This window comes from Streptomyces sp. NPDC056128 (assembly GCF_042263835.1).
Lineage (GTDB): Bacteria > Actinomycetota > Actinomycetes > Streptomycetales > Streptomycetaceae > Streptomyces.
In genome coordinates, this window is sequence record NZ_JBHJVQ010000033.1 from 69,967 (window position 1) to 90,278 (window position 20,312).

15 protein-coding genes and 1 pseudogene are annotated in these 20,312 nt (G+C 71.2%); 6 read left to right on the forward strand and 10 right to left on the reverse strand.

All coding sequences use genetic code 11. The annotated features are described in order from the left end of the window. Window positions 1-12 precede the first annotated feature (12 nt). The 3 genes from ACFC1X_RS35265 to ACFC1X_RS35275 all read right to left on the reverse strand — a co-directional run bounded on the left by ACFC1X_RS35265 (window position 13) and on the right by ACFC1X_RS35275 (window position 3,254). Window positions 13-975: a carbohydrate ABC transporter permease gene (locus ACFC1X_RS35265; RefSeq protein WP_376362073.1), complete on the reverse strand. Its 963-nt coding sequence runs from the start codon at window positions 973-975 to the stop codon at window positions 13-15. Then, window positions 972-2,342: an extracellular solute-binding protein gene (locus ACFC1X_RS35270; RefSeq protein ID WP_376362076.1), complete on the reverse strand. Its 1,371-nt coding sequence runs from the start codon at window positions 2,340-2,342 to the stop codon at window positions 972-974. The genes ACFC1X_RS35265 and ACFC1X_RS35270 overlap by 4 nt, the downstream gene beginning before the upstream one ends. A 144-nt stretch (window positions 2,343-2,486) precedes the next feature. Further along, on the reverse strand, window positions 2,487-3,254 hold the full coding sequence (locus ACFC1X_RS35275; RefSeq protein ID WP_376362079.1) for a nucleosidase: 768 nt from the start codon (window positions 3,252-3,254) through the stop codon (window positions 2,487-2,489). Between the two features lie 27 nt (window positions 3,255-3,281). On the opposite strand from ACFC1X_RS35275, the gene ACFC1X_RS35280 reads away from it, so the two are divergent. Further along, a complete protein-coding gene (locus ACFC1X_RS35280; protein ID WP_376362082.1) occupies window positions 3,282-3,821 on the forward strand; it encodes a hypothetical protein in 540 nt (179 codons plus the stop codon). 34 nt (window positions 3,822-3,855) lie between these two features. Here ACFC1X_RS35280 and ACFC1X_RS35285 read toward each other — a convergent pair whose 3' ends face one another. Beyond that, window positions 3,856-4,542, reverse strand: a complete 687-nt coding sequence (locus tag ACFC1X_RS35285; RefSeq protein ID WP_376362085.1) for a response regulator — start codon at window positions 4,540-4,542, stop codon at window positions 3,856-3,858. Window positions 4,543-4,678: 136 nt separating this feature from the next. Beyond that, the gene (locus tag ACFC1X_RS35290) at window positions 4,679-6,346 is read right to left on the reverse strand and encodes an ATP-binding protein (RefSeq protein WP_376362088.1); all 1,668 of its coding nucleotides are present in this window, start codon (window positions 6,344-6,346) and stop codon (window positions 4,679-4,681) included. 154 nt (window positions 6,347-6,500) lie between these two features. On the opposite strand from ACFC1X_RS35290, the gene ACFC1X_RS35295 reads away from it, so the two are divergent. From ACFC1X_RS35295 to ACFC1X_RS35310, 4 genes are all read left to right on the forward strand, one after another. Beyond that, entirely contained in the window at window positions 6,501-7,895 is a 1,395-nt protein-coding gene (locus ACFC1X_RS35295) for a cation:dicarboxylate symporter family transporter (RefSeq protein WP_376362091.1), read from the forward strand. A gap of 158 nt (window positions 7,896-8,053) precedes the next feature. Continuing rightward, on the forward strand, window positions 8,054-8,452 hold the full coding sequence (locus ACFC1X_RS35300; RefSeq protein ID WP_376362094.1) for a MerR family transcriptional regulator: 399 nt from the start codon (window positions 8,054-8,056) through the stop codon (window positions 8,450-8,452). Window positions 8,453-8,463: 11 nt separating this feature from the next. Continuing rightward, the gene (locus tag ACFC1X_RS35305; protein ID WP_376362117.1) at window positions 8,464-8,778 is read left to right on the forward strand and encodes a thioredoxin family protein; all 315 of its coding nucleotides are present in this window, start codon (window positions 8,464-8,466) and stop codon (window positions 8,776-8,778) included. Between the two features lie 119 nt (window positions 8,779-8,897). Next, window positions 8,898-11,168, forward strand: coding sequence for a HelD family protein (locus ACFC1X_RS35310; protein ID WP_376362120.1), 2,271 nt, complete (start codon window positions 8,898-8,900; stop codon window positions 11,166-11,168). A gap of 26 nt (window positions 11,169-11,194) precedes the next feature. On the opposite strand, the gene ACFC1X_RS35315 is transcribed toward ACFC1X_RS35310, so the two are convergent. Continuing rightward, on the reverse strand, window positions 11,195-12,175 hold the full coding sequence (locus ACFC1X_RS35315; RefSeq protein ID WP_376362097.1) for a DUF5937 family protein: 981 nt from the start codon (window positions 12,173-12,175) through the stop codon (window positions 11,195-11,197). Window positions 12,176-12,399: 224 nt separating this feature from the next. On the opposite strand from ACFC1X_RS35315, the gene ACFC1X_RS35320 reads away from it, so the two are divergent. Continuing rightward, window positions 12,400-13,995 (forward strand): hypothetical protein, encoded by a 1,596-nt coding sequence (locus ACFC1X_RS35320; protein WP_376362100.1) that lies wholly within the window; start codon window positions 12,400-12,402, stop codon window positions 13,993-13,995. A 54-nt stretch (window positions 13,996-14,049) separates the two neighbouring features. On the opposite strand, the gene glgB is transcribed toward ACFC1X_RS35320, so the two are convergent. The 4 genes and pseudogenes from glgB to ACFC1X_RS35340 form a co-directional block, all read right to left on the reverse strand. Beyond that, window positions 14,050-16,521 (reverse strand): 1,4-alpha-glucan branching enzyme, encoded by a 2,472-nt coding sequence (gene glgB / locus ACFC1X_RS35325; protein ID WP_376362103.1) that lies wholly within the window; start codon window positions 16,519-16,521, stop codon window positions 14,050-14,052. A 41-nt stretch (window positions 16,522-16,562) separates the two neighbouring features. Then, window positions 16,563-17,957 carry a maltokinase gene (locus tag ACFC1X_RS35330; protein WP_376362105.1) on the reverse strand — a complete coding sequence of 465 codons (1,395 nt, stop codon included), beginning with the start codon at window positions 17,955-17,957 and terminating at the stop codon, window positions 16,563-16,565. Window positions 17,958-18,045: 88 nt separating this feature from the next. After that, the gene (gene treS / locus ACFC1X_RS35335; protein WP_376362108.1) at window positions 18,046-19,764 is read right to left on the reverse strand and encodes a maltose alpha-D-glucosyltransferase; all 1,719 of its coding nucleotides are present in this window, start codon (window positions 19,762-19,764) and stop codon (window positions 18,046-18,048) included. After that, window positions 19,761-20,312, reverse strand: a pseudogene (locus tag ACFC1X_RS35340) (alpha-1,4-glucan--maltose-1-phosphate maltosyltransferase); the annotation flags it as partial. The gene treS and the pseudogene ACFC1X_RS35340, both read right to left, overlap by 4 nt.

Genomic DNA, 20,312 nt, shown 5'->3' on the forward strand with positions numbered 1-20,312 from the left:
GGGCCATCGGGATCAGACCTCCGTCCGGAGCAGGCGCAGGTACACGACCGAGAACAGCGAGCCGATCAGCAACAGCAGCAGCGCCACCGCCGTGCCGTACCCGATCAGGCTGTTCTGGAAGGCCTGTTCGTACATGAACAGCGGCAGCGTCTGGCTCTTGCCGCTGGGACCGCCCCGGGTCATCACCCAGATCAGCCCGAAGACCGACAGCGTCTGGAGGGTGTTCAGCATGAGGTTGGTGGCGATGGAGCGCCGGATCATCGGCAGCGTGACGTGCCACATGCGGCGCCAGCCGCCCGCGCCGTCGACCTCGGCGGCCTCGGTGACCTCCTTGGGGATCTCGTTCAGGGCGGCCGAGTAGACCAGCATCGAGAACGCGGTGCCCCGCCACACGTTGGCGAAGGACACCGCCAGGATCGGCAGCGTGAACAGCCAGTTCTGGGAGGGCAGATGGAGCCAGTCCAGGATGGCGTTGAGAGTGCCCTCGCGGCGGAAGAAGGCGTAGAGCAGGAAGCCGGCCACCACCTCCGGCAGCACCCAAGCGGTGACAACGATGCCACCGGTGAGCGTGCGGACCGGCTTCGAGGCCCGCTGCATCAGCGTGGCCAGCGCGAGCCCCAGGGTGTTCTGCCCGATCAGCGAGGACAGCACCGTGAACACCAGGGTCAGCCACACGGCGTTGAGGAACGCCTCGTCCTGGAACGCCCGCTTGAAGTTCTCGAAGCCGACGAAGGACTCCTCGGCCTGACCGGTGAGCTGGAGGTCGGTGAAGGCGATGACCACGCAGTAGGCGATCGGGCCGGCGAGGAAGAGCAGCAGCAGGACGACGGCGGGGGAGACGGGCAGGGCGCGCAGCAGGGAGCGACGGGCGGTGACGGCCCGCCCGCTCCCGGCCGGGCCTGGGGCGGGGGCGGGCGGGCCCGGCGGAGCCTTGGCGACCTCCGGACCCGCGTGCCGCGGCGTGGCAGCGGTCACTTGCTCACCACCTGGTTGTCGGTGGCCTCCTTGAGCGCCTCGTCGTACCCGCGCGCCGCCTCCTCGACCGACATGTCGCCGGTCGTCACGCCCTCCATCGCCTCCTGGATGGCCACCGACACCTTCGGGTACGCCGGGTAGGCGGGCCGGTAGTGGGTGCTCTCGACCAGGTCGGTGAAGAACTTGATGCCGGGCTGGGCGTCGACGTACGCGGGATCGTTCGCGACGTCCTCGCGGACCGCGATGCCGGAGTTGGCGATGTACCACTTCTGGGCGTTGGCCTTGGTCTGCATCGTCTTGACGAAGTCGAAGGCCAGGTCCGGGTTGGCCGCCTTGGCCGGGATCGACCAGGCCCAGCCACCGGACATGCTCACCTTGCCGGGCGCCTGCCCGTGCTGCGTCGGCATGGCGGCGAGCCCCAGCTCCTTCGACCACTCGGGCCACTCGTGCCCGCTGCCCTCCAGCCAGTCCTGCGGCAGCCAGGAGCCGTCCAGGGCGATGCCGAGCTTGCCCTGCGGCAGCAGCTCACCGCGGACCGCGGTCCCGAAGTTGGGGTCGAGCGCGTCGGAGACCTCCGGGCCGAGCTTCTCCTTGTACACGCTCTCGACGAAGGCGAGGGAGTCCTCGAACCCCTTCCCCGCCGTGATCCACTTCTTGCTGTCCTTGTCGTACAGCGGGTCCGTGGTCCCGTCGTTCGTGCCGTACAGCAGCATCTCGAAGCCCTGCATGGTGGCCGCCTCACCGGCCGGCTTGCCGGTGTACACGTTGATCGGGGTGACGCCGGGGACCTTCTCCCTGATGGTGCGGGCGGCGTCGAGGACCTCGGCCCACGTCTTCGGCTGCCAGTCGGCGGGCAGCCCGGCCTTGGCGAAGACGTCCTTGCTGAACCACAGCCCGCGGGTGTCGGTGCCGTCCGGGACGCCGTACGTCTTGCCGTCCTCGCCCGCGGTCGCCGCCTTGGCCGTGTCGATGAACTGGTCCCAGTCCTTCCACTTCTCCAAGTACGGGTCGAGAGGCTTCAAGTACCCGCTGGTGATGTCGGAGTTGATGAGGAAGGTGTCCTCGTAGACCAGGTCCGGCGCGGTCTTGGGGGAGCGGAGCATCTGCTGGAGCTTGGTGTAGTACTCCGAGTCCGGGGCCTTGATGGGGACGAGTTCGACCTTCTTCCCCGGGTTGGCCTTCTCGAACTGCTTCTTGATGTCGGCGAGATACGTGTCCATCACCTTGATGGAGTTGTCCGTCGACTGTTTGAAGGAGACCTTCACCGTGTCCGGATCACTGCCGGAGCCGCTTCCGCAGGCGGCGAGCGCCGTGGAGGTGAGCGCGGTGAGGGTGAACAGAGCGGTGAACCGGAAGCTGGGACGCACGGGCACGACCTCCTACGGGCACGACACTGTGGCCGGGACGGCTGCTCGGCGAACGTAAGAGGAGTGGTCTAGTCAGGTCAATGCTCCTGCGAGTGGGGATTCGGGGGAGCCGGGTGCGCGGTGGCGCGGGTGCGCGTACCCGCCCTACTCTCGCCCGCCCCGCTTGCCGGTGACGGGTCCGTAGAAGGTGCCGCCCCGGAAGTCGATGTGGTCTCCGCCGTACGTGGCCGCGCCGTCGGCGCGTTGCTGCGCACCCGAGGCGTCGGCCTTGTGCTTGCCGGTGTCGGCCCGGTCGCTGATGCCCCGGACCACCAGGGCGTGCAACTGGCCGTTCAGGTGGGCCGCACGGAGCGCCCCGGAGCCCTCCATCTCGATCGCGCCCGCGTCGTTGTAGTTCCCGCGGATGAACCGGGCGATCTCGGACTCCGCGTCCGCGAGGACGACGTCGCCCGTGGCGATCGGCGTGAAGTGTGCCCGCACGTCGGGCATGTCCCGTACGGCGGAACGGGCCGCCTGCTCCAGCGCGTGCGAGCCCGGCAGGGCCTTCGGCCGGACCAGGAAACCCTCCGGCGTCTGCTTGCCGCCGTGGATCTCGTACACCTGCGTGCCCACGACGACGTCGCCGATCTCGACGTCGTCCTTCAGGCTGCCGGCGACTCCGACGAAGAACACGGCCTCGGGGCGCAGCCAGTTGATGAGCTGGGTGGTGAGTGCGGCGGCCTGCTCGGCGCCCATGCCCAGTTCGGCGAGGGCGACGTGCCAGGAGGTGCCCGGCAGCCGTCCCCTCTCGACGCGGGTCCCGTCCCGGTGCACCAGTTCCTCGCGCTCCTCGACGTGCGCGCGGACGGCGGCGTATTCGAGGGGGAGTGCGGTCAGGACCAGAGCGGTGGGCTGGATGTCCGGCATAGTCATAAGTTACCGCTGGGAGAAGGGGCTCGAGTGCCGGAACAGGACGTCACGGTAGGGCAGTTGCTGCTTGCCGAGTACGAGAGCGTGAAGAGCGAGCAGAGGGCGCGGATCGGTTTCCGGGACAACCTCCTCTACGTGACACTCGCGGTCGTGGCGGCCGTCATCGCCGCGACGGCCCAGGCGAAGCAGCCCTCGATGCTCCTGGCGCTGCCGCCGGTGTGCGTCGTCCTCGGATGGACCTACCTCGTCAACGACGAGAAGATCTCGGCGATCGGGCTCTACGTCCGCGACGATCTGGGCCCCCGGCTGGCCGCCCTCGCGGCACACGGGGCCGGTTTCACGACGTTCGGGTGGGAGGCGTACCACCGGAGCGACACCCGGCGCCGGTCCCGCAAGGCGATACAGACCGTGATCGACCTGACGGCGTTCTGCGCGGTACCGCTGGCCGCGCTGATCGTCTTCTGGTCCAACGGGGACGTCGGAGGGCTGCTCGTCGCGCTCTCGGCGCTGGAGGCGCTCGCGGTGGCGGGGCTCGCCTCGCAGGTGGTGCGGTACGCGAGGGCGGCGTGAGCGTGAGTAGGGAACGACGGTGCGGCCGACCCGCTCACCGGCCCCGTACCCACCGATACACCAACTCCGGCCGCCCCACCTGCCCGTACTGCGGGCTCCGCCCCGCCCGCCCCGCGTCCACCAGGTGTTCCAGGTAGCGCCGGGCCGTGATGCGCGAGATGCCCACCGCCTCGGCCACCCCGGCCGCCGTGAGGCCCTCGTCCGAGCCGCGCAGCGCGCCCGTGACCCGTTCCAGGGTCGGTCCGCTCAGGCCCTTCGGCAGGGCGGCCGGGCCGGGGGCGCGCAGGGTGGCCAGGGCGCGGTCCACCTCGTCCTGGCCGCTCGCCTCGCCGGCGGTGCCCCGGAACTCCGCGTACCGCACCAGCCGGTCCCGCAGGGTGGCGAAGGTGAACGGCTTCAGCACGTACTGCACGACGCCCAGCGACACGCCCTCCCGCACGACCGTCAGGTCCCGCGCCGACGTCACCGCTATCACGTCGGTGTGATGCCCGGCCGCCCGCAGCGAACGGGCCAGCTGCAAGCCGTGCACGTCCGGCAGGTGCAGGTCGAGCAGGAGCAGGTCCACCGGCGTACGGTCCAGCAGCCGCCGCGCCTCCGCCCCGGTGTGCGCCTTGCCGACGGCCACGAACCCCGGAACCCGGCCGACATACATCACGTGCGCGTCGGCGGCGACCGGGTCGTCCTCGACGACCAGGACCCGGATGGGCTGCTCCTGGGTCATACGGCGGCCCCGGGGCAGGGGCGCCGGGAGGCGGGCGCGCCGGGGCGGCGGCAGCCGGTGAGAGCGCCGCGGCGCACGCCGGCGGCGACCGGGCGGCTCAGGCCGACCGGCGCGACACGTACGGGCCGTCGCCGTCTCATACGGCACCCCCGGACTCCGGTCTGCCCGCCACGGTGGCCGGCGTCGCCGTGCCGCTCCCCGCATCGCCCAGCGGCAGCCGCGCCTCGAAGCGGGCGCCGCCGCCCTCGGCCTCCGTGACCGTGAGGGTGCCGCCGTGCCGGCGTACCGCCTGGCGGACCAGAGCCAGGCCCAGGCCCCGGCCGCCCTCACCGGACGGCTTCGTGGAGAAGCCCCGCTGGAAGACCAGGTCGGCATGGGCGGGATCGACCCCGGCCCCCGTGTCCGACACCCGCATCACCAGCTCGGAACCGTCCCCCGCCGCCTCGGTGTAGGCCGCCACCGTCACCCGCGAGGGCACCGCGCCCTGGGCCGCGTCCACCGCGTTGTCCACCAGGTTGCCCAGGATCGTCACCAGGTCCCTGGCGGGCAGCGACGGCGGCAGCAGACCGTCGTCCAGCCGGCTCTCCCGCGACACCACCAGCTCCACTCCCCGCTCGTTGGCCTGCGCCGTCTTGCCCAGCAGCAGCGCCGCCAGCACCGGCTCGCCGACCGCCGCCACCACCTGGTCGGTGAGCGCCTGCGCCAGCTCCAGCTCGGCCGTCGCGAACTCCACGGCCTCCTCCGCGCGCCCCAGCTCGATCAGCGAGACGACCGTGTGCAGCCGGTTCGCAGCCTCGTGCGCCTGCGAGCGCAGCGCCTGCGTGAACCCCCGCTCGGAGTCCAGCTCGCCCGTCAGCGACTGCAGCTCGGTCACGTCCCGCAGCGTCACCACCGTGCCCCGCCGCTCACCGCCGGAGACCGGCGAGGTGTTGACGACCAGCACCCGCTCGGCCGCCAGGTGCACCTCGTCCACCCGGGGCTCCGACGCCAGCAGCGCCCCCGTCAGCTGCGCCGGCAGCCCGAGGTCCGCCACCGAGGCGCCCACCACGTCACCGGTCACGCCCAGCAGCTCCCGTCCACCGTCGTTGATCAGCGCGACCCGGTACTGCCCGTCCAGCATCAGCAGCCCCTCGCGCACCGCGTGCAGCGCGGCCTGATGGTAGTCGTGCATCCGGCTCAGCTCGTCCGCGTTCATGCCGTGCGTGTGCCGGCGCAGCCGCGCGTTGATCACGTACGTGCCGACCGCGCCGAGCAGCAGCGCCCCGGCCGCCACCCCCGTCAGGGCGGTGAGCTGCTCCTGCGCCCGCTTGCTGATCTCCTCGACCTTGATCCCGGCGCTGACCAGTCCGACCACCCGGTCCCCGTCCATGACCGGCGTGACCGCCCGCACCGAGGGCCCGAGCGTGCCCGTGTACGTCTCCGTGAAGGTCTCGCCCCGCTGCGCGCGCTCGATGTGCCCCTGGAAGGGGTGGCCGATTTGCGCCGGGTCGGGGTGGGTCCAGCGGATGCCGTACGGATCCATGATCGTCACGAAGTCCACGTCGGTGTCCCGCATGACCCGCACCGCGTACGGCTGGAGCCGCGCCGTCGGATCCGGCGTGCCGATCGCCGCCACCACGGACGGCGAGTCCGCGATGGCCAGCGACACCGCCCTGGCCTGCCGCCCGGCCGCGTCCTGTGCCTGCCCCCGGTCGCTGATCCAGGTGAACAGCGCGTACCCGACCACGACGACCGCTATCAGCACGGCCTGCATGGCGAAGAGCTGCCCCGCCAGGCTTCGGGGTCTCGGGACGCGGAGGTGCATGCCGTCAGTCTCCCTCCTGGCTGGATTGTGAACTAAATGAACGCAAGGGTGACCGCCCTCACACGCCGGGAGATAGTCACCGCATCCCCGATACAAACCCCCGGACGTGAGCCGCACGCCGGTGATGCCGACGACGTCGTCAAGGAGGGCCGCCGTGACCAGCAAAGCCGCTACGGCACCTGCCGCACCCAAAGCCAAGCGGGACCGCACGCACTATCTCTACATCGCGGTGATCATCGCGGTCGCCCTCGGTATCGCGGTGGGTCTGATCGCTCCGGACTTCGCCACCGAGCTGAAGCCCCTGGGCACCGGCTTCGTGAACCTGATCAAGATGATGATCTCGCCGATCATCTTCTGCACGATCGTGCTGGGCATCGGCTCGGTGCGCAAGGCAGCCAAGGTCGGCGCGGTCGGCGGGATCGCGCTGGGCTACTTCCTGGTGATGTCGCTGGTGGCGCTCGCCATCGGCCTGGTCGTCGGAAACATCCTGGACCCGGGCACGGGCCTCGCGGTCACCGACGCCGTCAAGGAGACCGGCCAGGCGCAGGTCGACGCGGAGGCCAAGGGCACCGTCGACTTCCTGATGGGCATCATCCCGACCACCATCGTCTCCGCGTTCACCGCCGGCGAGGTCCTGCAGACCCTGCTGATCGCCCTGCTCTGCGGCTTCGCCCTGCAGGCCATGGGGTCCGCGGGACAGCCCGTCCTGCGCGGCATCGAGCACATCCAGCGGCTGGTCTTCCGCGTCCTGGCCATGATCATGTGGGCCGCCCCGGTCGGCGCCTTCGGTGCCATCGCCGCCGTCACCGGATCGGCCGGCGTCGAGGCGCTGAAGAGCCTGGCCGTGCTGATGCTCGGCTTCTACGTGACCTGCTTCCTCTTCCTCTTCCTGGTGCTGGGCACGCTGCTGCGCCTGGTCGCCGGGGTGAACGTCTTCTCGCTCTTCAAGTACCTGGGCCGCGAGTTCCTGCTGATCCTGTCCACCTCCTCCTCGGAGTCGGCGCTGCCGCGGCTGATCGCCAAGATGGAGCACCTGGGCGTCAGCAAGCCGGTGGTCGGCATCACCGTCCCGACCGGCTACTCCTTCAACCTCGACGGCACCATGATCTACATGACCATGGCCTCGCTGTTCATCGCCGACGCCATGGGTACGCCGATGTCGATCGGCGAGCAGATCCCGCTGCTGCTCTTCCTGCTGGTGGCCTCCAAGGGCGCCGCCGGTGTCTCCGGCGCCGGTCTCGCCACGCTGGCCGGCGGCCTGTCCTCGCACAAGCCCGCCCTGGTGGACGGCATCGGCCTGATCGTCGGCATCGACCGCTTCATGAGCGAGGCCCGTGCCCTGACCAACTTCGGCGGCAACGCGGTGGCCACGGTCCTGATCGGCACCTGGACCAAGGAGATCGACAAGGGCCGGGTCAACGAGGTGCTCGCCGGGCGGGCCCCGTTCGACGAGAAGACCCTGCTGGACGACCACCACGGCGCCGACGACGCCGACGACGCACCGGACCTGCCCGAGCAGGGCGGCGAGAAGGAGCTGGCGCGGGCCTGACCCCGGGGCCCGGCCCGCACACTCCGGGCGGCTGAGGTGCTCCCCCCGTTGCTCAGCCGCCCGGTCACCCCCACAAGAGGCCCCGCGCCCCCCCGGCGCCGGGCCTCTTGCCTTGACCGTCTTGCCTTGACGTCCGGGTCAACGCCTACGTTCGTGCCATGCGAATCGGCGAGCTGGCCGCACGGGCCGGGACCACGACGCGGACGCTGCGGTACTACGAGTCGCGGGGGCTGCTGCCCGCGCGGCGCACCGGCAACGGTTACCGGACGTACGACGAGGACGACCTGAGGCTGCTGCGGCAGATCAGGACGCTCCAGGACTTCGGGTTCGACCTGGAGGAGACCCGTCCGTTCGTGGAGTGCCTGCGCGCCGGGCACCCCGAGGGCGACTCGTGCCCGGCGTCCCTCGTGGTCTACCGGCGCAAGCTGGCGCAGCTGGACGCGCTGATCGAGGAGCTCACGTCGGTGCGGGCGCAGGTGGGTGCGCAGCTGGCGCGGGCCGAGGCAGTGGTTCCGGGGGGTCCGGAGCCCAAGTGCGAACTGGGAGGACACGCATGACGAGCAGCGGGGTGCCCGAGGTGACGGACGCGGAGTTCGGCAGCGAGGTGCTGGGCAGTGAGCTGCCCGTGCTGGTGGAGTTCACCGCGGACTGGTGCCCGCCGTGCCGGCAGATGGCGCCGGTGCTCAGCGCCGTGGCCGAGGAGGAGGGCGACCGGCTCCGGGTGGTGCAGCTGAACGTGGACCGGAATCCTGTGACGACGAACGCCTACCAGGTGCTGTCGATGCCGACCTTCATGGTGTTCCGCGGGGGTGAGCCGGTGAAGTCGATGGTGGGCTCCCGGCCCAAGCGGCGGCTGCTGGCGGAGCTGGCCGACGTGCTCTGACCCGCACGCGATACGAGAAATCCCCCGAGCAATTGCGCTCGGGAGATTTCTCTGCGTATATTCGGGGATTCGTGACTTCAAGGAAATGAGGTCACGAAGAAGTTCAGTGAGCATAGTATATCCGGGCGGGAGTGGAATTGTCAAACACCGAATTTCCGGACGATGAATTGCGGCACGAGCAGGAATTCGTCGACGGACTCTACGCACGCGTGGACGCGCTGCGCGGCGACACCGAGGTCTCGGTCACGGACGCACTCGCGCAGGGCAACACCCCGCAGCAGGCGAGGCTGGAGCGGGACATCCTGGTCGCCGAGCGCTCCGGGCTGCTCGCCGCGCTCAACGCGGTGGACGGCTCCCTCTGCTTCGGCCGGATCGACCTCGCCTCCGGGGACGTCCACCACATCGGCCGCATCGGGCTCCGTACCGACGACGCCGAACGCACCCCGGTCCTGATCGACTGGCGGGCCGACGTCGCCCGCCCCTTCTACCTGGCGACCGGCCACACCCCGATGGGCCTGCGCCGCCGCCGGCACCTCGCCACCGAGGGCCGCCGCGTCGCCGCCCTGCACGACGAGATTCTGGATCTCGGCGACGAGACGCGGACCGGTCACGAGGACCCGTCCGGCGACGCCGTGCTGCTCGCGGCGCTGAACTCCGCGCGCACCGGCCGCATGGGCGACATCGTGCAGACCATCCAGGCCGACCAGGACCGCATCATCCGCGCCCCGCACCGGGGCGTGCTGGTCGTCGAGGGCGGTCCCGGCACCGGCAAGACCGCCGTCGCCCTGCACCGGGCGGCCTACCTGCTCTACGAGCACCGCGAACTGCTCGCCAAGCGCGCCGTCCTCATCGTCGGCCCCAACCCCGCCTTCCTCGGCTACATCGGCGAGGTGCTGCCCTCCCTGGGCGAGACCGGCGTCCTGCTGTCGACGGTCGGCGAGCTGTTCCCCGGCGTGAGGGCCACGGCCACGGACAGCCCGGAGGCGGCGGCGGTGAAGGGCCGCGCGGACATGGCCGACGTGCTCGCCGAGGTGGTCCGGGACCGGCAGGCGCTGCCCGACCCGGTGATCGCGATCGAGCACGACCGCGAGATCCTGATGCTCGACGACGACCTGGTGAACGTCGCCCGTGAGCGCACCCGCGCCGCGCGGCTGCCGCACAACGCGGCCCGCGAGCACTTCGAGGGCCACATCCTCAACACCCTCACCGACATGGTCGCCGAACGCATCGGCACCGACCCCTACGACGGCTCCAACCTCCTCGACCCCAGCGACATCACCCAGATCCGCGACGAACTCGCCGAGAACCCCGAGGTCTGGTCGGCCGTCGACCAGCTCTGGCCCCGGCTCACCCCTCAGCGCCTGGTCGCCGACTTCCTCGCCGCCCCCGAGGCCTTCCTGCCCGCCGAGGACGCCGCCACCGTGCGCCGCCCGGTCACCCGGCACTGGACCGTCGCCGACGTGCCGCTGCTGGACGAGGCGGCCGAACTGCTCGGCGTGGACGACCGGGTGGCCCGCTCCCGCGCCGAGCGCGAGCGGGCGGAGCAGATCGCCTACGCGCAGGGCGTGCTGGACGTGTCGTACGCGTCCCGGACCTACGAGTTCGAGGACAAGCACGAGGACGACGCCGAGGTCCTGTCCGCGCACGACATCATCGACGCCGAACGGTTCGCCGAGCGCCAGGAGGAGGACGACCACCGCAGCGCCGCCGAACGCGCGGCGGCCGACCGCACCTGGGCGTTCGGGCACATCATCGTCGACGAGGCACAGGAGCTGTCGCCGATGGCGTGGCGGCTGCTGATGCGGCGCTGCCCGACCCGCTCGATGACCCTGGTCGGCGACCCGGCGCAGACCGCGGAGGCGGCCGGTGTCGGTTCCTGGTCGAAGATCCTCGCCCCCTACGTCGAGGACCGCTGGGAGCACACCCGGCTGGGCGTCAACTACCGCACCCCGGCCGAGATCATGGACGTGGCCGCGGCCGTCGTCCGGGCCGAGGACCCCGAGTTCGCGCCGCCGAGTTCGGTGCGCTCCACGGGCGTACACCCCTGGGTCCGCGCCACCGGGGACCTCCCGGCCGCCGTCGCCGAGGCCGTCCGGGAGCTGACCCCCGAGGAGGGGCGCCTCGCCGTCATCGCCCCGCGGGAGCTGCACCGGGTCCTGGCCGCCCGGCTGGACGGCGTGACGCCGGGAGCCGAGCCGGACCTGACGCGGACGGTCGTCCTGCTCGACCCGCGCCAGTCCAAGGGCCTGGAGTTCGACTCCGTCCTGGTCGTCGAGCCGGGCCGCTACGGCACCAGCGACCTCTACGTGGCCCTCACCCGCGCCACCCAGCGGCTCGGCGTCCTGCACACCGGGCCGCTGCCGAAGGGGCTGGTGGACGCGGCCGGGTAGCCGGCCGCGCATTCGGCTCCCGGCTGTCAGCTGCCCGCCGTCAGCGCGTCGCCCAGTCCGGTGCGTTCGTACAGGACCTGGCGGCCGTGCCGGCGGGCGGTGAGCAGCCCGGCCTCGCGCAGCACGCTCAGGTGTGAGGAGACGGAGGACGGCGCGAGGTCCAGCCGCTCGGCGAGGCCGGTGGTGGAGGCCGGGGTGTGGAGCGAAGTCAGTATGACCGCGCGGCCACGGCCCAGCAGCCGGGTGAGCGTGGCCCCGGCCTGCACCTCGGGCTCGGTCCACAGGCTGACGATGCCGCGGGCGGGATAGGCGAGCGTGGGCTGCCAGGGCGGCTCGAACGTGCCGATCACGTCCGGCCAGACGAAGACGCTGGGCATGAGGACGAGTCCCTGTCCGCCCAGGTGCCGTTCGCAGTTCGCGCGGTCCTGGACGGTGAGCGTGCCGGGCTGCCAGGAGCAGTGGGAGCTGATCCCGGGGAGCAGCTCGCCCAGGCCGTGTTCGGCGAGTTGGCGGGTGCGGAAGGCGATGTCGGCCTCCAGCAGGGAGCGCAGCCGGGGCCAGTCGGGTTCGATGAGCCGGGTCCAGATCTGTTCCAGGACGTCCGACACCTCCCGGATCATGCGGGCGGGACGGCTCAGCCAGCCCCGGTCGCGGGCGGCGGCGAGCGCACCCCGGGTGGCCTTGAGCGAGCGGACGGCGTCCGCTCGCGCGGCGTCGGGGTCGGCCGCGCGTACGAGGGCGATCTCCCCCTCGAAGGTGGCCGCCGGGGCGGCGGGGGGTGGGCACAGCCAGCCGGGGGTCAGCCCGTGGTGTGGCATCAGCAGCCACAGGGGTGTCAGATCCATGGCGGCTGCCTGCCGCCGGGTGCGGTGCAGCCAGGGCCGCTGATAGGTCTGGCGGTCGGGCCGCTTGAGCAGGTGGGCCACCGCCTGGGTCTCCCACAACGCGGAGTGGGCGAAGCGGCAGTTGAGATAGTCGTCCTCGTCGAAGTGCAGGCGCGTCGGCATGGTTCCCCCGTGGCAGATGCGTCGAGTGGTCGCGGTCGGTTTTGTTTCCCTTGCGGCCATTTTGTCATGCCTAGGTCACAGTGACCGCTCCGGGGCACCGAGGATTCGCCTCCACCCGAATCAATTTGTGTAGCGGCCAACTACGTCAAGACTCTTCGGGTCCCGCACCTCCGGCGTGACTCACGAAAGGCTTTCGAATGAGGCGAGCACTACCCCGCCTGCGCGTGGCAGTCGGCACCATGCTGGCCGGAGCGCTGATGTCCGTGGTTCTCCCGGCCGGTCAACCGGCGGCCGCTCCGGCGGCGGACGATCCCGTGCCGACGCGCGAAGGCATGCCCGACGACGGCTTCGCCGACGAGCACGAGGGGGAGCAGGACGACACGGTGGGCCCCGACAGCCCGCCGGCCACCAGGGCCCCCGCCGCCCCGGCCGCTCCGGTCCCCGGCCGCCCGGGAGACTTCAAGCTCGCCGCAGGCTCCGACCTGCGCGGACTCGTGGGCAAACTGGACGCCGCCCTGCCCAAGCAAGGCCTGACCGAACTGCTGGAGCAGGCCAACCGCACGCCCGCCGGCTGCGGCGCCCCCGACATCTACGGCCCCGACCTGTCGCCCGCGGACCGGACGTGCTGGAAGAGCGACGACGCCACCTCCACGGAGTGGATACCCCAGGCGATCACCGGTGTCTCCGATGCGCAGGAGGACGAGGACTGGGGCACCTCCAACGCCGAGCCGGTCGCGGTGGGCTCCTACGACGCCGAGAACCCCGGACGCAGCGACAACTCCTCGGGCCGGGACAACTGCGTCAAGGAGAGCGCGTCCGACGCCTGCAACGAGAAGGGTGTCCGCGTCACCTTCTTCAACCAGGCCACCAAGAAGTACCGGCACGTCCTGCTGGTCTGGCCCTACGTCAACTCCTCCGAGCACATATCCTTCGACGCGCTGCACGCGCGCGAGGGGCGGTGTCCGGCACCGACCGCCTGCAAGGCGCAGAACGGCATCCACGCCGGCGGCATGGTCTGGTACGGCAACTACCTGTACGTCGCCGACACCGCCAACGGCATGCGCGTCTTCGACCTGCGCGAGATCATGGACCTCAACCCGGACAACGACTCCGCCACCGAGGACAAGATGCAGGACGGCCTGCCCAGCGACCTGACGGACAAGAAGCGGATCGGCCGGCAGAGCAACGTCTGGTACGCCTACGGCTACCGCTACGTCATGCCGCAGGTCGCGACGCTGAAGTTCACGACGGCCGTCAACGGCGGTGACACCAGCGCGAACCAGTGCTACAAGACCGGGCGCCCCAAGGCGTCGTACGTCTCCCTCGACCGCACCGGCACGCCCCACATGGTCCTGGGCGAGTACTGCAACACCAAGGGCGGTGACAGCAACGGCCGCGTCGGCACCTACCCCATGACCGCGCTCACCGCCGCAGTCGAGGGCCCGTCCGGCACGGTGGCCGAAGCGGACCAGGCGTACGGCCTGCCCACCGGCGGATCGTTGGGCGACGAGCAGTTGTGGCACAAGATCCAGGGCGCCATGCGCTACGAGGGAAAGTGGTACTTCCACCGGAGCAACGCCTACGACAACGGCCGCCTGCTCCAGGCCACGGTCGACGGAAGCCAACTGGTCGGGAACGCCAAGGCGCTGCAGAGCTCGTTCGGACCGGAGGACCTGTACCTGGCCCACGGTCGGGGTGACGGCTTCGCGCCCCGCCTGTGGTCGCTCAGCGAACACGCGCCGAGCGACAAGTGCAAGGTCTGCAAGCGCGAGCTGTACAGCTACCCGATGAGCGACGTGGTCAGCGGCTTCGGCTCCTGATCCGCGAGGGCCAAAGGGGTCCCCGGCCGCCGACGGCGGCCGGGGACTTCGCCGTCAGGCCGGACGCAGCCACACCGTCGCCAGCGGCGGCAGGGTCAGCCGCACACTCGCCGCCCGGCCGTGCCACCCCTGCGGCTCCGGCTTGACCGGGTCCGGGTTGCCCACGTCGCCGCCGCCGTAGCGCGCGGCGTCGGTGTTGAGCACCTCGTGCCAGGCGGGGATGTCGTCCGGGACGCCGAGGCGGTAGTCGGCGCGGACGGCCGGGGCGAAGTTCGACACGGCGAGCAGCGGGGTGCCGTCGGCGTCCAGCCGCAGGAACGCGAGCACGTTGTCCTCGGCGGCGTCCCCGACCACCCAGGCGAACCCGGACGGGTGGGTGTCGAGCCGCCACAGCGCGGGGGTGGTCCGGTAGACGGTGTTCAGGTCCCGCACCAGGTCCCGCACGCCCCGGTGGTCCGCCGCCGCCCCGTACTCCGGGTCCAGCAGCCACCAGTCGGGGCCGTGCGCCTCGGACCACTCGGCGCCCTGCGCGAACTCCTGTCCCATGAAGAGCAGTTGCTTGCCGGGGTGGGCCCACATGAAGGCCAGGTACGCCCGCTCGTTCGCGCGCTGCTGCCACCAGTCGCCGGGCATCTTCGACACCAGCGACCGCTTGCCGTGCACGACCTCGTCGTGGGATATCGGCAGCACATAGTTCTCGCTGTACGCGTACACCATGGAGAAGGTCATCTCCCCGTGGTGGTACCTGCGGTGCACCGGCTCGTGGCTCATGTACTGGAGCGAGTCGTGCATCCAGCCCATGTTCCACTTCAGCCCGAACCCGAGGCCGCCGAAGCCGCTCGGCCCCTTGTGGTGGGTGGCCCGGGTGACCCCGTCCCAGGCCGTCGACTCCTCCGCGACGGTCACCACGCCCGGCACCCGCCGGTACACCGTGGCGTTCATCTCCTGCAGGAACGCCACCGCGTCCAGGTTCTCCCGGCCGCCCCGCGCGTTGGGCGTCCACTGGCCCGGCTCGCGCGAGTAGTCCAGGTAGAGCATCGAGGCGACCGCGTCGACCCGCAGCCCGTCGATGTGGAACTCCTCGCACCAGTACACGGCGTTGGCGACGAGGAAGTTGCGCACCTCGCGCCGCCCGAAGTCGAACTCCAGCGTCCCCCAGTCCGGGTGCGCGGCCCGCAGCGGGTCGGAGTGCTCGTACAGTGGGCGCCCGTCGAACTCGGCCAGCGCCCAGTCGTCGCGCGGGAAGTGCGCCGGTACCCAGTCCATCAGGACACCGATGCCGGCCTGGTGCAGCCGGTCGACCAGGTACTTGAAGTCGTCGGGGTCGCCGAGGCGGGCGGTGGGCGCGTAGAAGCCGGTGACCTGGTAGCCCCAGGAGCCGCCGAAGGGGTGCTCGGCGACCGGCATCAGCTCGACGTGCGTGAAGCCGAGGTCGGCGACGTACGCGGGGAGCTGGTCGGCCAGTTCCCGGTACGTCAGCCCCGGCCGCCAGGAGGCCAGGTGGACCTCGTACACCGACATCGGCGCCTCGTGCGCGGGCGCGGCGGCGCGGCCAGCCAGCCACTCCTCGTCGCCCCAGGTGTAGTGCGAGGCGTGGACGACGGACGAGGTGGCCGGCGGGACCTCCGTGGCGCGGGCCAGCGGATCGGCGCGGAAGGTGCGCGAGCCGTCGGCGCGGGTGATCTCGAACTTGTACAGCTCGCCCGCGCCGACGCCGGGCAGGAACAGCTCCCACACGCCGGTGGCGCCGAGCGACCGCATGGGGTGTCCGGTGCCGTCCCAGAAGTTGAAGCCGCCGGCCACCCGGACCCCGCGCGCGTTCGGCGCCCACACCGTGAAGCGGGTGCCCGCGACGCCGTCGTGGGTCATCGGGTGCGCGCCCAGCGCCTGCCACAGCTGCTCGTGCCGGCCCTCGCCGATCAGGTGCAGGTCCAGCTCGCCCAGCGTGGGCAGGAAGCGGTACGGGTCCTCGACCTCCTGCACCGTCTCCTCGTACGCCACCCGCAGCCGGTGCAGCGGGACCTCCCGCAGCGGCAGCAGCCCGGAGAAGAAGCCGTCCCCGTCGTTGTGCAGCTCGACCCGCAGGTCGCCGGAGAGGACGGTCACCTCGCGGGCGTACGGCCGCAGGGCCCGGAAGGCGACCCCGCCGGGCACCCGGTGGGCGCCGAGCACGGAGTGGGGGTCGTGGTGCGTGCCGGCCAGCAGCCGCTCCCGGTCGCCGGCGTCCAGGGAGGGGGAGACGGCGATCTCGACGGCGGGAGCGGTGACCTTCCGGGCGGCGGGCTTCTTGGCGGCGGCCTTCTTCGTCACGGCCTTCTTCGCCACGGCCTTCTTCGTGGCGCTCTTCTTCGCCGCGGTCTTCTTCGCGCCGGCCTTCGCCGTCCTGGCCCCCTCGGTCGTCTTGGCCGTCTTCTTCGAGGGCGCCTTCTTCGCGGCGGCCTGCTTGTCGGTCGTCTTCTTCTCGGCCGCCTTCTTGGCGGCCGTCTTCTTCGGGTCGGGACCGCTGGACGAGGGGCGGGGGGTCACGGGTGGAGCCTCCTGGGCGAGTGGGAGCAACAGCGGGTGCGTCAGGCCGGTTCGGGTGCCGACAGGCGGCGGACCGCGGCCAGCGGCACCGGGAGCCAGTCGGGACGGTGCCGGGCCTCGTACAGGACCTCGTAGACCGCCTTGTCGGTCTCGTAGGCGCGCAGCAGCACCGGATCGGTGCGCGGGTCGCCGCCGCCGGCCTCCGCGTACCCGGTGCAGTAGGCCGCCCGGCAGGCCGCGGCCCACCCCGGCACCGGGGCCTCGGCCGAGTGCGCCGCGTAGTCGAAGGAGCGCAGCATCCCGGCGACGTCCCGCACCGTCGGCTGCGGCAGCCGCCGCTCGGCCAGCGGTTTCGCGGGCTCCCCCTCGAAGTCGATCAGCGACCACCGTCCGGTGGGCGAGCGCAGGCACTGGCCGAGGTGCAGGTCGCCGTGGACGCGCTGCGCGGTCCAGGTGCGGCCCTCGGCGGCCAGGTCGCCGAGCGCGGTGAAGGTGGTGCGCAGGGCGGGCGCGTACGGCCGCAGCAGCGGCACCGCCCGGGCGGCCTCCTCCAGCCGCGCGATCATGCCGTCGGCGAGCTGCCGCGTCTGGGCGTGGCCGAGGGTGACGGTGGGCAGGGCGCGGGCCAGCGCGGTGTGCACCTCGGCGGTGGCCCGGCCGAGCGCCCGCGCCTCGGCGGCGAACTCCTCGCCCTTGGCCAGCTCGCGCAGCGCCAGCTCCCAGCCGTCGGTCGCGCCCTGCAGGTACGGCTGGAGCACACCCAGCACCCAGGTCCGGCCGTCCAGGTCGGCCGTCATCCAGCCCGCGGGGGCGGGCACCCGGGCGCTGCCCTCGCGGGCCAGCGCCAGCGGCAGCTCCAGATCGGGGTTGACGCCGGGCACGATCCGGCGCAGCACCTTGAGAATGAACGTATCTCCATACACGACCGACGAGTTCGACTGCTCGGCGGTCATCAGCCGCGGCACCAGGCCGGCGCGTATCTCCCGGTCCTCCTCCCGCTCGAAGCGGAGCCCGCCGATACGGGCCCTGGTGCGCATCGCCTCCAGGAGCACCTCGGCGGGCCGGGTGTCGTACAGGGCGTCGTAGGCGGTGCGGCCGGCCGACGGGCCCTCGGTCACGTGTCCGATCAGCGCGGGCGCCAGCCGGGGCGGCAGCGCCTCGCGCGTGCCTATGAGCAGCTGGTAGCAGTCGCCGGGCTCCTCGGGCGCGCCCGCGGCCGGGGCGGACTGCTGGTGGGCCCGGACCAGCACGTGGTGCAGGCCAAGACGGGAGTCGGCGGGGAGCAGGTCGGTGGCGGCGACCAGCGAGAAGCCGGTGACCGGGCGTCCCTTGCCGGCGAACCAGCGCTGCCGTGGCAGCCAGTCCCGCAGAAGTGGATCAAGAGACGCTAGGAGGCCTGGCGGGCTCGTGACGGTGCGTGTGACGGCTTCCGACATGGCGTCGCGTCCTTTCCCCGGGTCGTCGGGGTGTTACTGATGCGTGCCCCGGGCGGGGCGGTGGAAACCGTCCCGCCCGGGGGCTCGGTCAGACGGCGTCCTTGCGGAGCCGGAACCAGTAGAAGCCGTGGCCTCCGAGGGTCAGCAGGTACGGCAGGTCGCCGACCGCGGGGAAGCGGACTCCGCCGAACAGCTCCACCGGGTGGCGTCCCCCGAAGGCGCTGAGGTCGAGTTCGGTGGGCTGCGCGAACCGCGAGAAGTTGTGGACGCACAGCACCAGGTCGTCTTCCCCGTCCCCATTCGGGGGGGCCTCCCGCAGGAAGGCCAGGACGGCCGGATTGGAGGAGGGCAGTTCCGTGTAGGTGCCCAGGCCGAAGGCCGGGTTCTGCTTGCGGATCTCGATCATGCGGCGGGTCCAGTGCAGCAGGGACGAGGGCGAGGCCATGGACGCCTCGACGTTCGTCACCTGGTAGCCGTGGACCGGGTCCATGATCGTCGGCAGGAACAGCCGCCCCGGGTCGCACGACGAGAAGCCGGCGTTGCGGTCCGGCGTCCACTGCATGGGGGTGCGTACCGCGTCGCGGTCGCCCAGCCAGATGTTGTCGCCCATGCCGATCTCGTCGCCGTAGTACAGGATCGGTGAGCCGGGCAGGGAGAGCAGCAGCGCGGTGAAGAGTTCGATCTGGTCGCGGTCGTTGTCCAGGAGCGGGGCCAGGCGCCGCCGGATGCCGATGTTGGCGCGCATCCGCGGGTCCTTGGCGTACTCCGCGTACATGTAGTCGCGCTCTTCGTCGGTGACCATTTCCAGGGTCAGCTCGTCGTGGTTGCGCAGGAAGATGCCCCACTGGCAGCCGGACGGGATGGCCGGGGTCTTGGCGAGGATCTCGGAGACCGGGTAGCGCGACTCCCTTCTGACCGCCATGAAGATGCGCGGCATGACCGGGAAGTGGAACGCCATGTGGCACTCGTCGCCGCCCGCGGAGTAGTCGCCGAAGTAGTCGACCACGTCCTCGGGCCACTGGTTGGCCTCGGCCAGCACCACCGTGTCCGGATACTGCGCGTCGATCTCCTTGCGCACCCGCTTCAGGAACTCGTGCGTACGCGGCAGGTTCTCGCAGTTGGTGCCCTCCTCGGCGTACAGGTACGGCACCGCGTCCAGCCGGAACCCGTCGATCCCCAGGTCCAGCCAGAACTTCAGCCCTGAGATCATCTCCTCCTGCACGGCCGGGTTCTCGTAGTTGAGGTCCGGCTGGTGGGAGAAGAACCGGTGCCAGAAGTACTGCTTGCGCACCGGGTCGTAGGTCCAGTTGGACGCCTCGGTGTCGACGAAGATGATGCGGGCGTCGGCGTACTGGGTGTCGTCGTCGGCCCAGACGTAGTAGTCGCCGTAGGGGCCGTCGGGGTTCTTGCGGGACTCCTGGAACCACGGGTGCTGGTCGCTGGTGTGGTTCATGACGAAGTCGATGATCACGCGCATGCCGCGCTGGTGGGCGGCGTCCACGAACTCCACGAAGTCGGCGAGGTCGCCGAACTCGGGGAGCACGGCGGTGTAGTCGGAGACGTCGTAGCCGCCGTCGCGCAGGGGCGACTTGAAGAAGGGCGGGAGCCAGAGGCAGTCCACGCCCAGCCACTGCAGGTAGTCCAGCTTGGCGGTCAGGCCCTTGAGGTCACCGACGCCGTCGCCGTTGCTGTCCTGGAAGGAGCGGACGAGGACCTCGTAGAAGACGGCTCGTTTGAACCAGTCCGGGTCGCGGTCCTTGGCCGGGGTGTCCTCGAAGGTGTCCGGCACGGGCTCGTTGACGATCATATGGTGGGTGACCCTCCGATCTGCGGGTGGGACGGTCGCAGAACCGTGCAGACGTGCGCGGGCGAACGGCCCGGCTCCAGGCGCACATAGTTGGCCCTGCCCCAGTGGTAGGTCTCGCCGGTCAGCTCGTCGCGCACCGGCACCGACTCGTGCCAGTCCAGGCCGAGTTGCGGCATGTCCAACGAGACCGTGGCCTCCTGGGTGTGGTGGGGGTCGAGGTTGGCGACCACCAGAACCGTGTTCGACCCCTGCCGCTTCGAGTAGGCGATCACCTCCTCCTTGTCCGTGGGATGGAAGTGCAGATCGCGCAGTTGATGGAGTGCCGGGTTCGCACGCCGGATGGTGTTGAGCTTGGTGATGAGGGGGGCGATGGTGCGGCCCTCGCGGGCGGCGGCGGCCCAGTCGCGGGGTTTGAGCTGGTACTTCTCGGAGTCGAGGTATTCCTCGCTGCCTTCGCGCAGGGGGGTGTGTTCGCACAGTTCGTAGCCGCTGTAGATGCCCCAGGTGGGGGAGAGGGTGGCGGCGAGGACGGCGCGGACCTCGAAGGC

Bases quoted from the DNA above. Each gene is read 5' to 3' on its own strand.
- ACFC1X_RS35300 (WP_376362094.1), top strand. From the start codon at position 8,054: ATGCGAATCGGCGAGCTGGCCGCACGGGCCGGGACCACGACGCGGACG.
- ACFC1X_RS35275 (WP_376362079.1), bottom strand. From the start codon at position 3,254: ATGACTATGCCGGACATCCAGCCCACCGCTCTGGTCCTGACCGCACTC.
- ACFC1X_RS35315 (WP_376362097.1), bottom strand. From the start codon at position 12,175: ATGCCGACGCGCCTGCACTTCGACGAGGACGACTATCTCAACTGCCGC.
- ACFC1X_RS35330 (WP_376362105.1), bottom strand. From the start codon at position 17,957: ATGTCGGAAGCCGTCACACGCACCGTCACGAGCCCGCCAGGCCTCCTA.
- ACFC1X_RS35290 (WP_376362088.1), bottom strand. From the start codon at position 6,346: ATGCACCTCCGCGTCCCGAGACCCCGAAGCCTGGCGGGGCAGCTCTTC.
- treS (WP_376362108.1), bottom strand. From the start codon at position 19,764: ATGATCGTCAACGAGCCCGTGCCGGACACCTTCGAGGACACCCCGGCC.
- ACFC1X_RS35285 (WP_376362085.1), bottom strand. From the start codon at position 4,542: ATGACCCAGGAGCAGCCCATCCGGGTCCTGGTCGTCGAGGACGACCCG.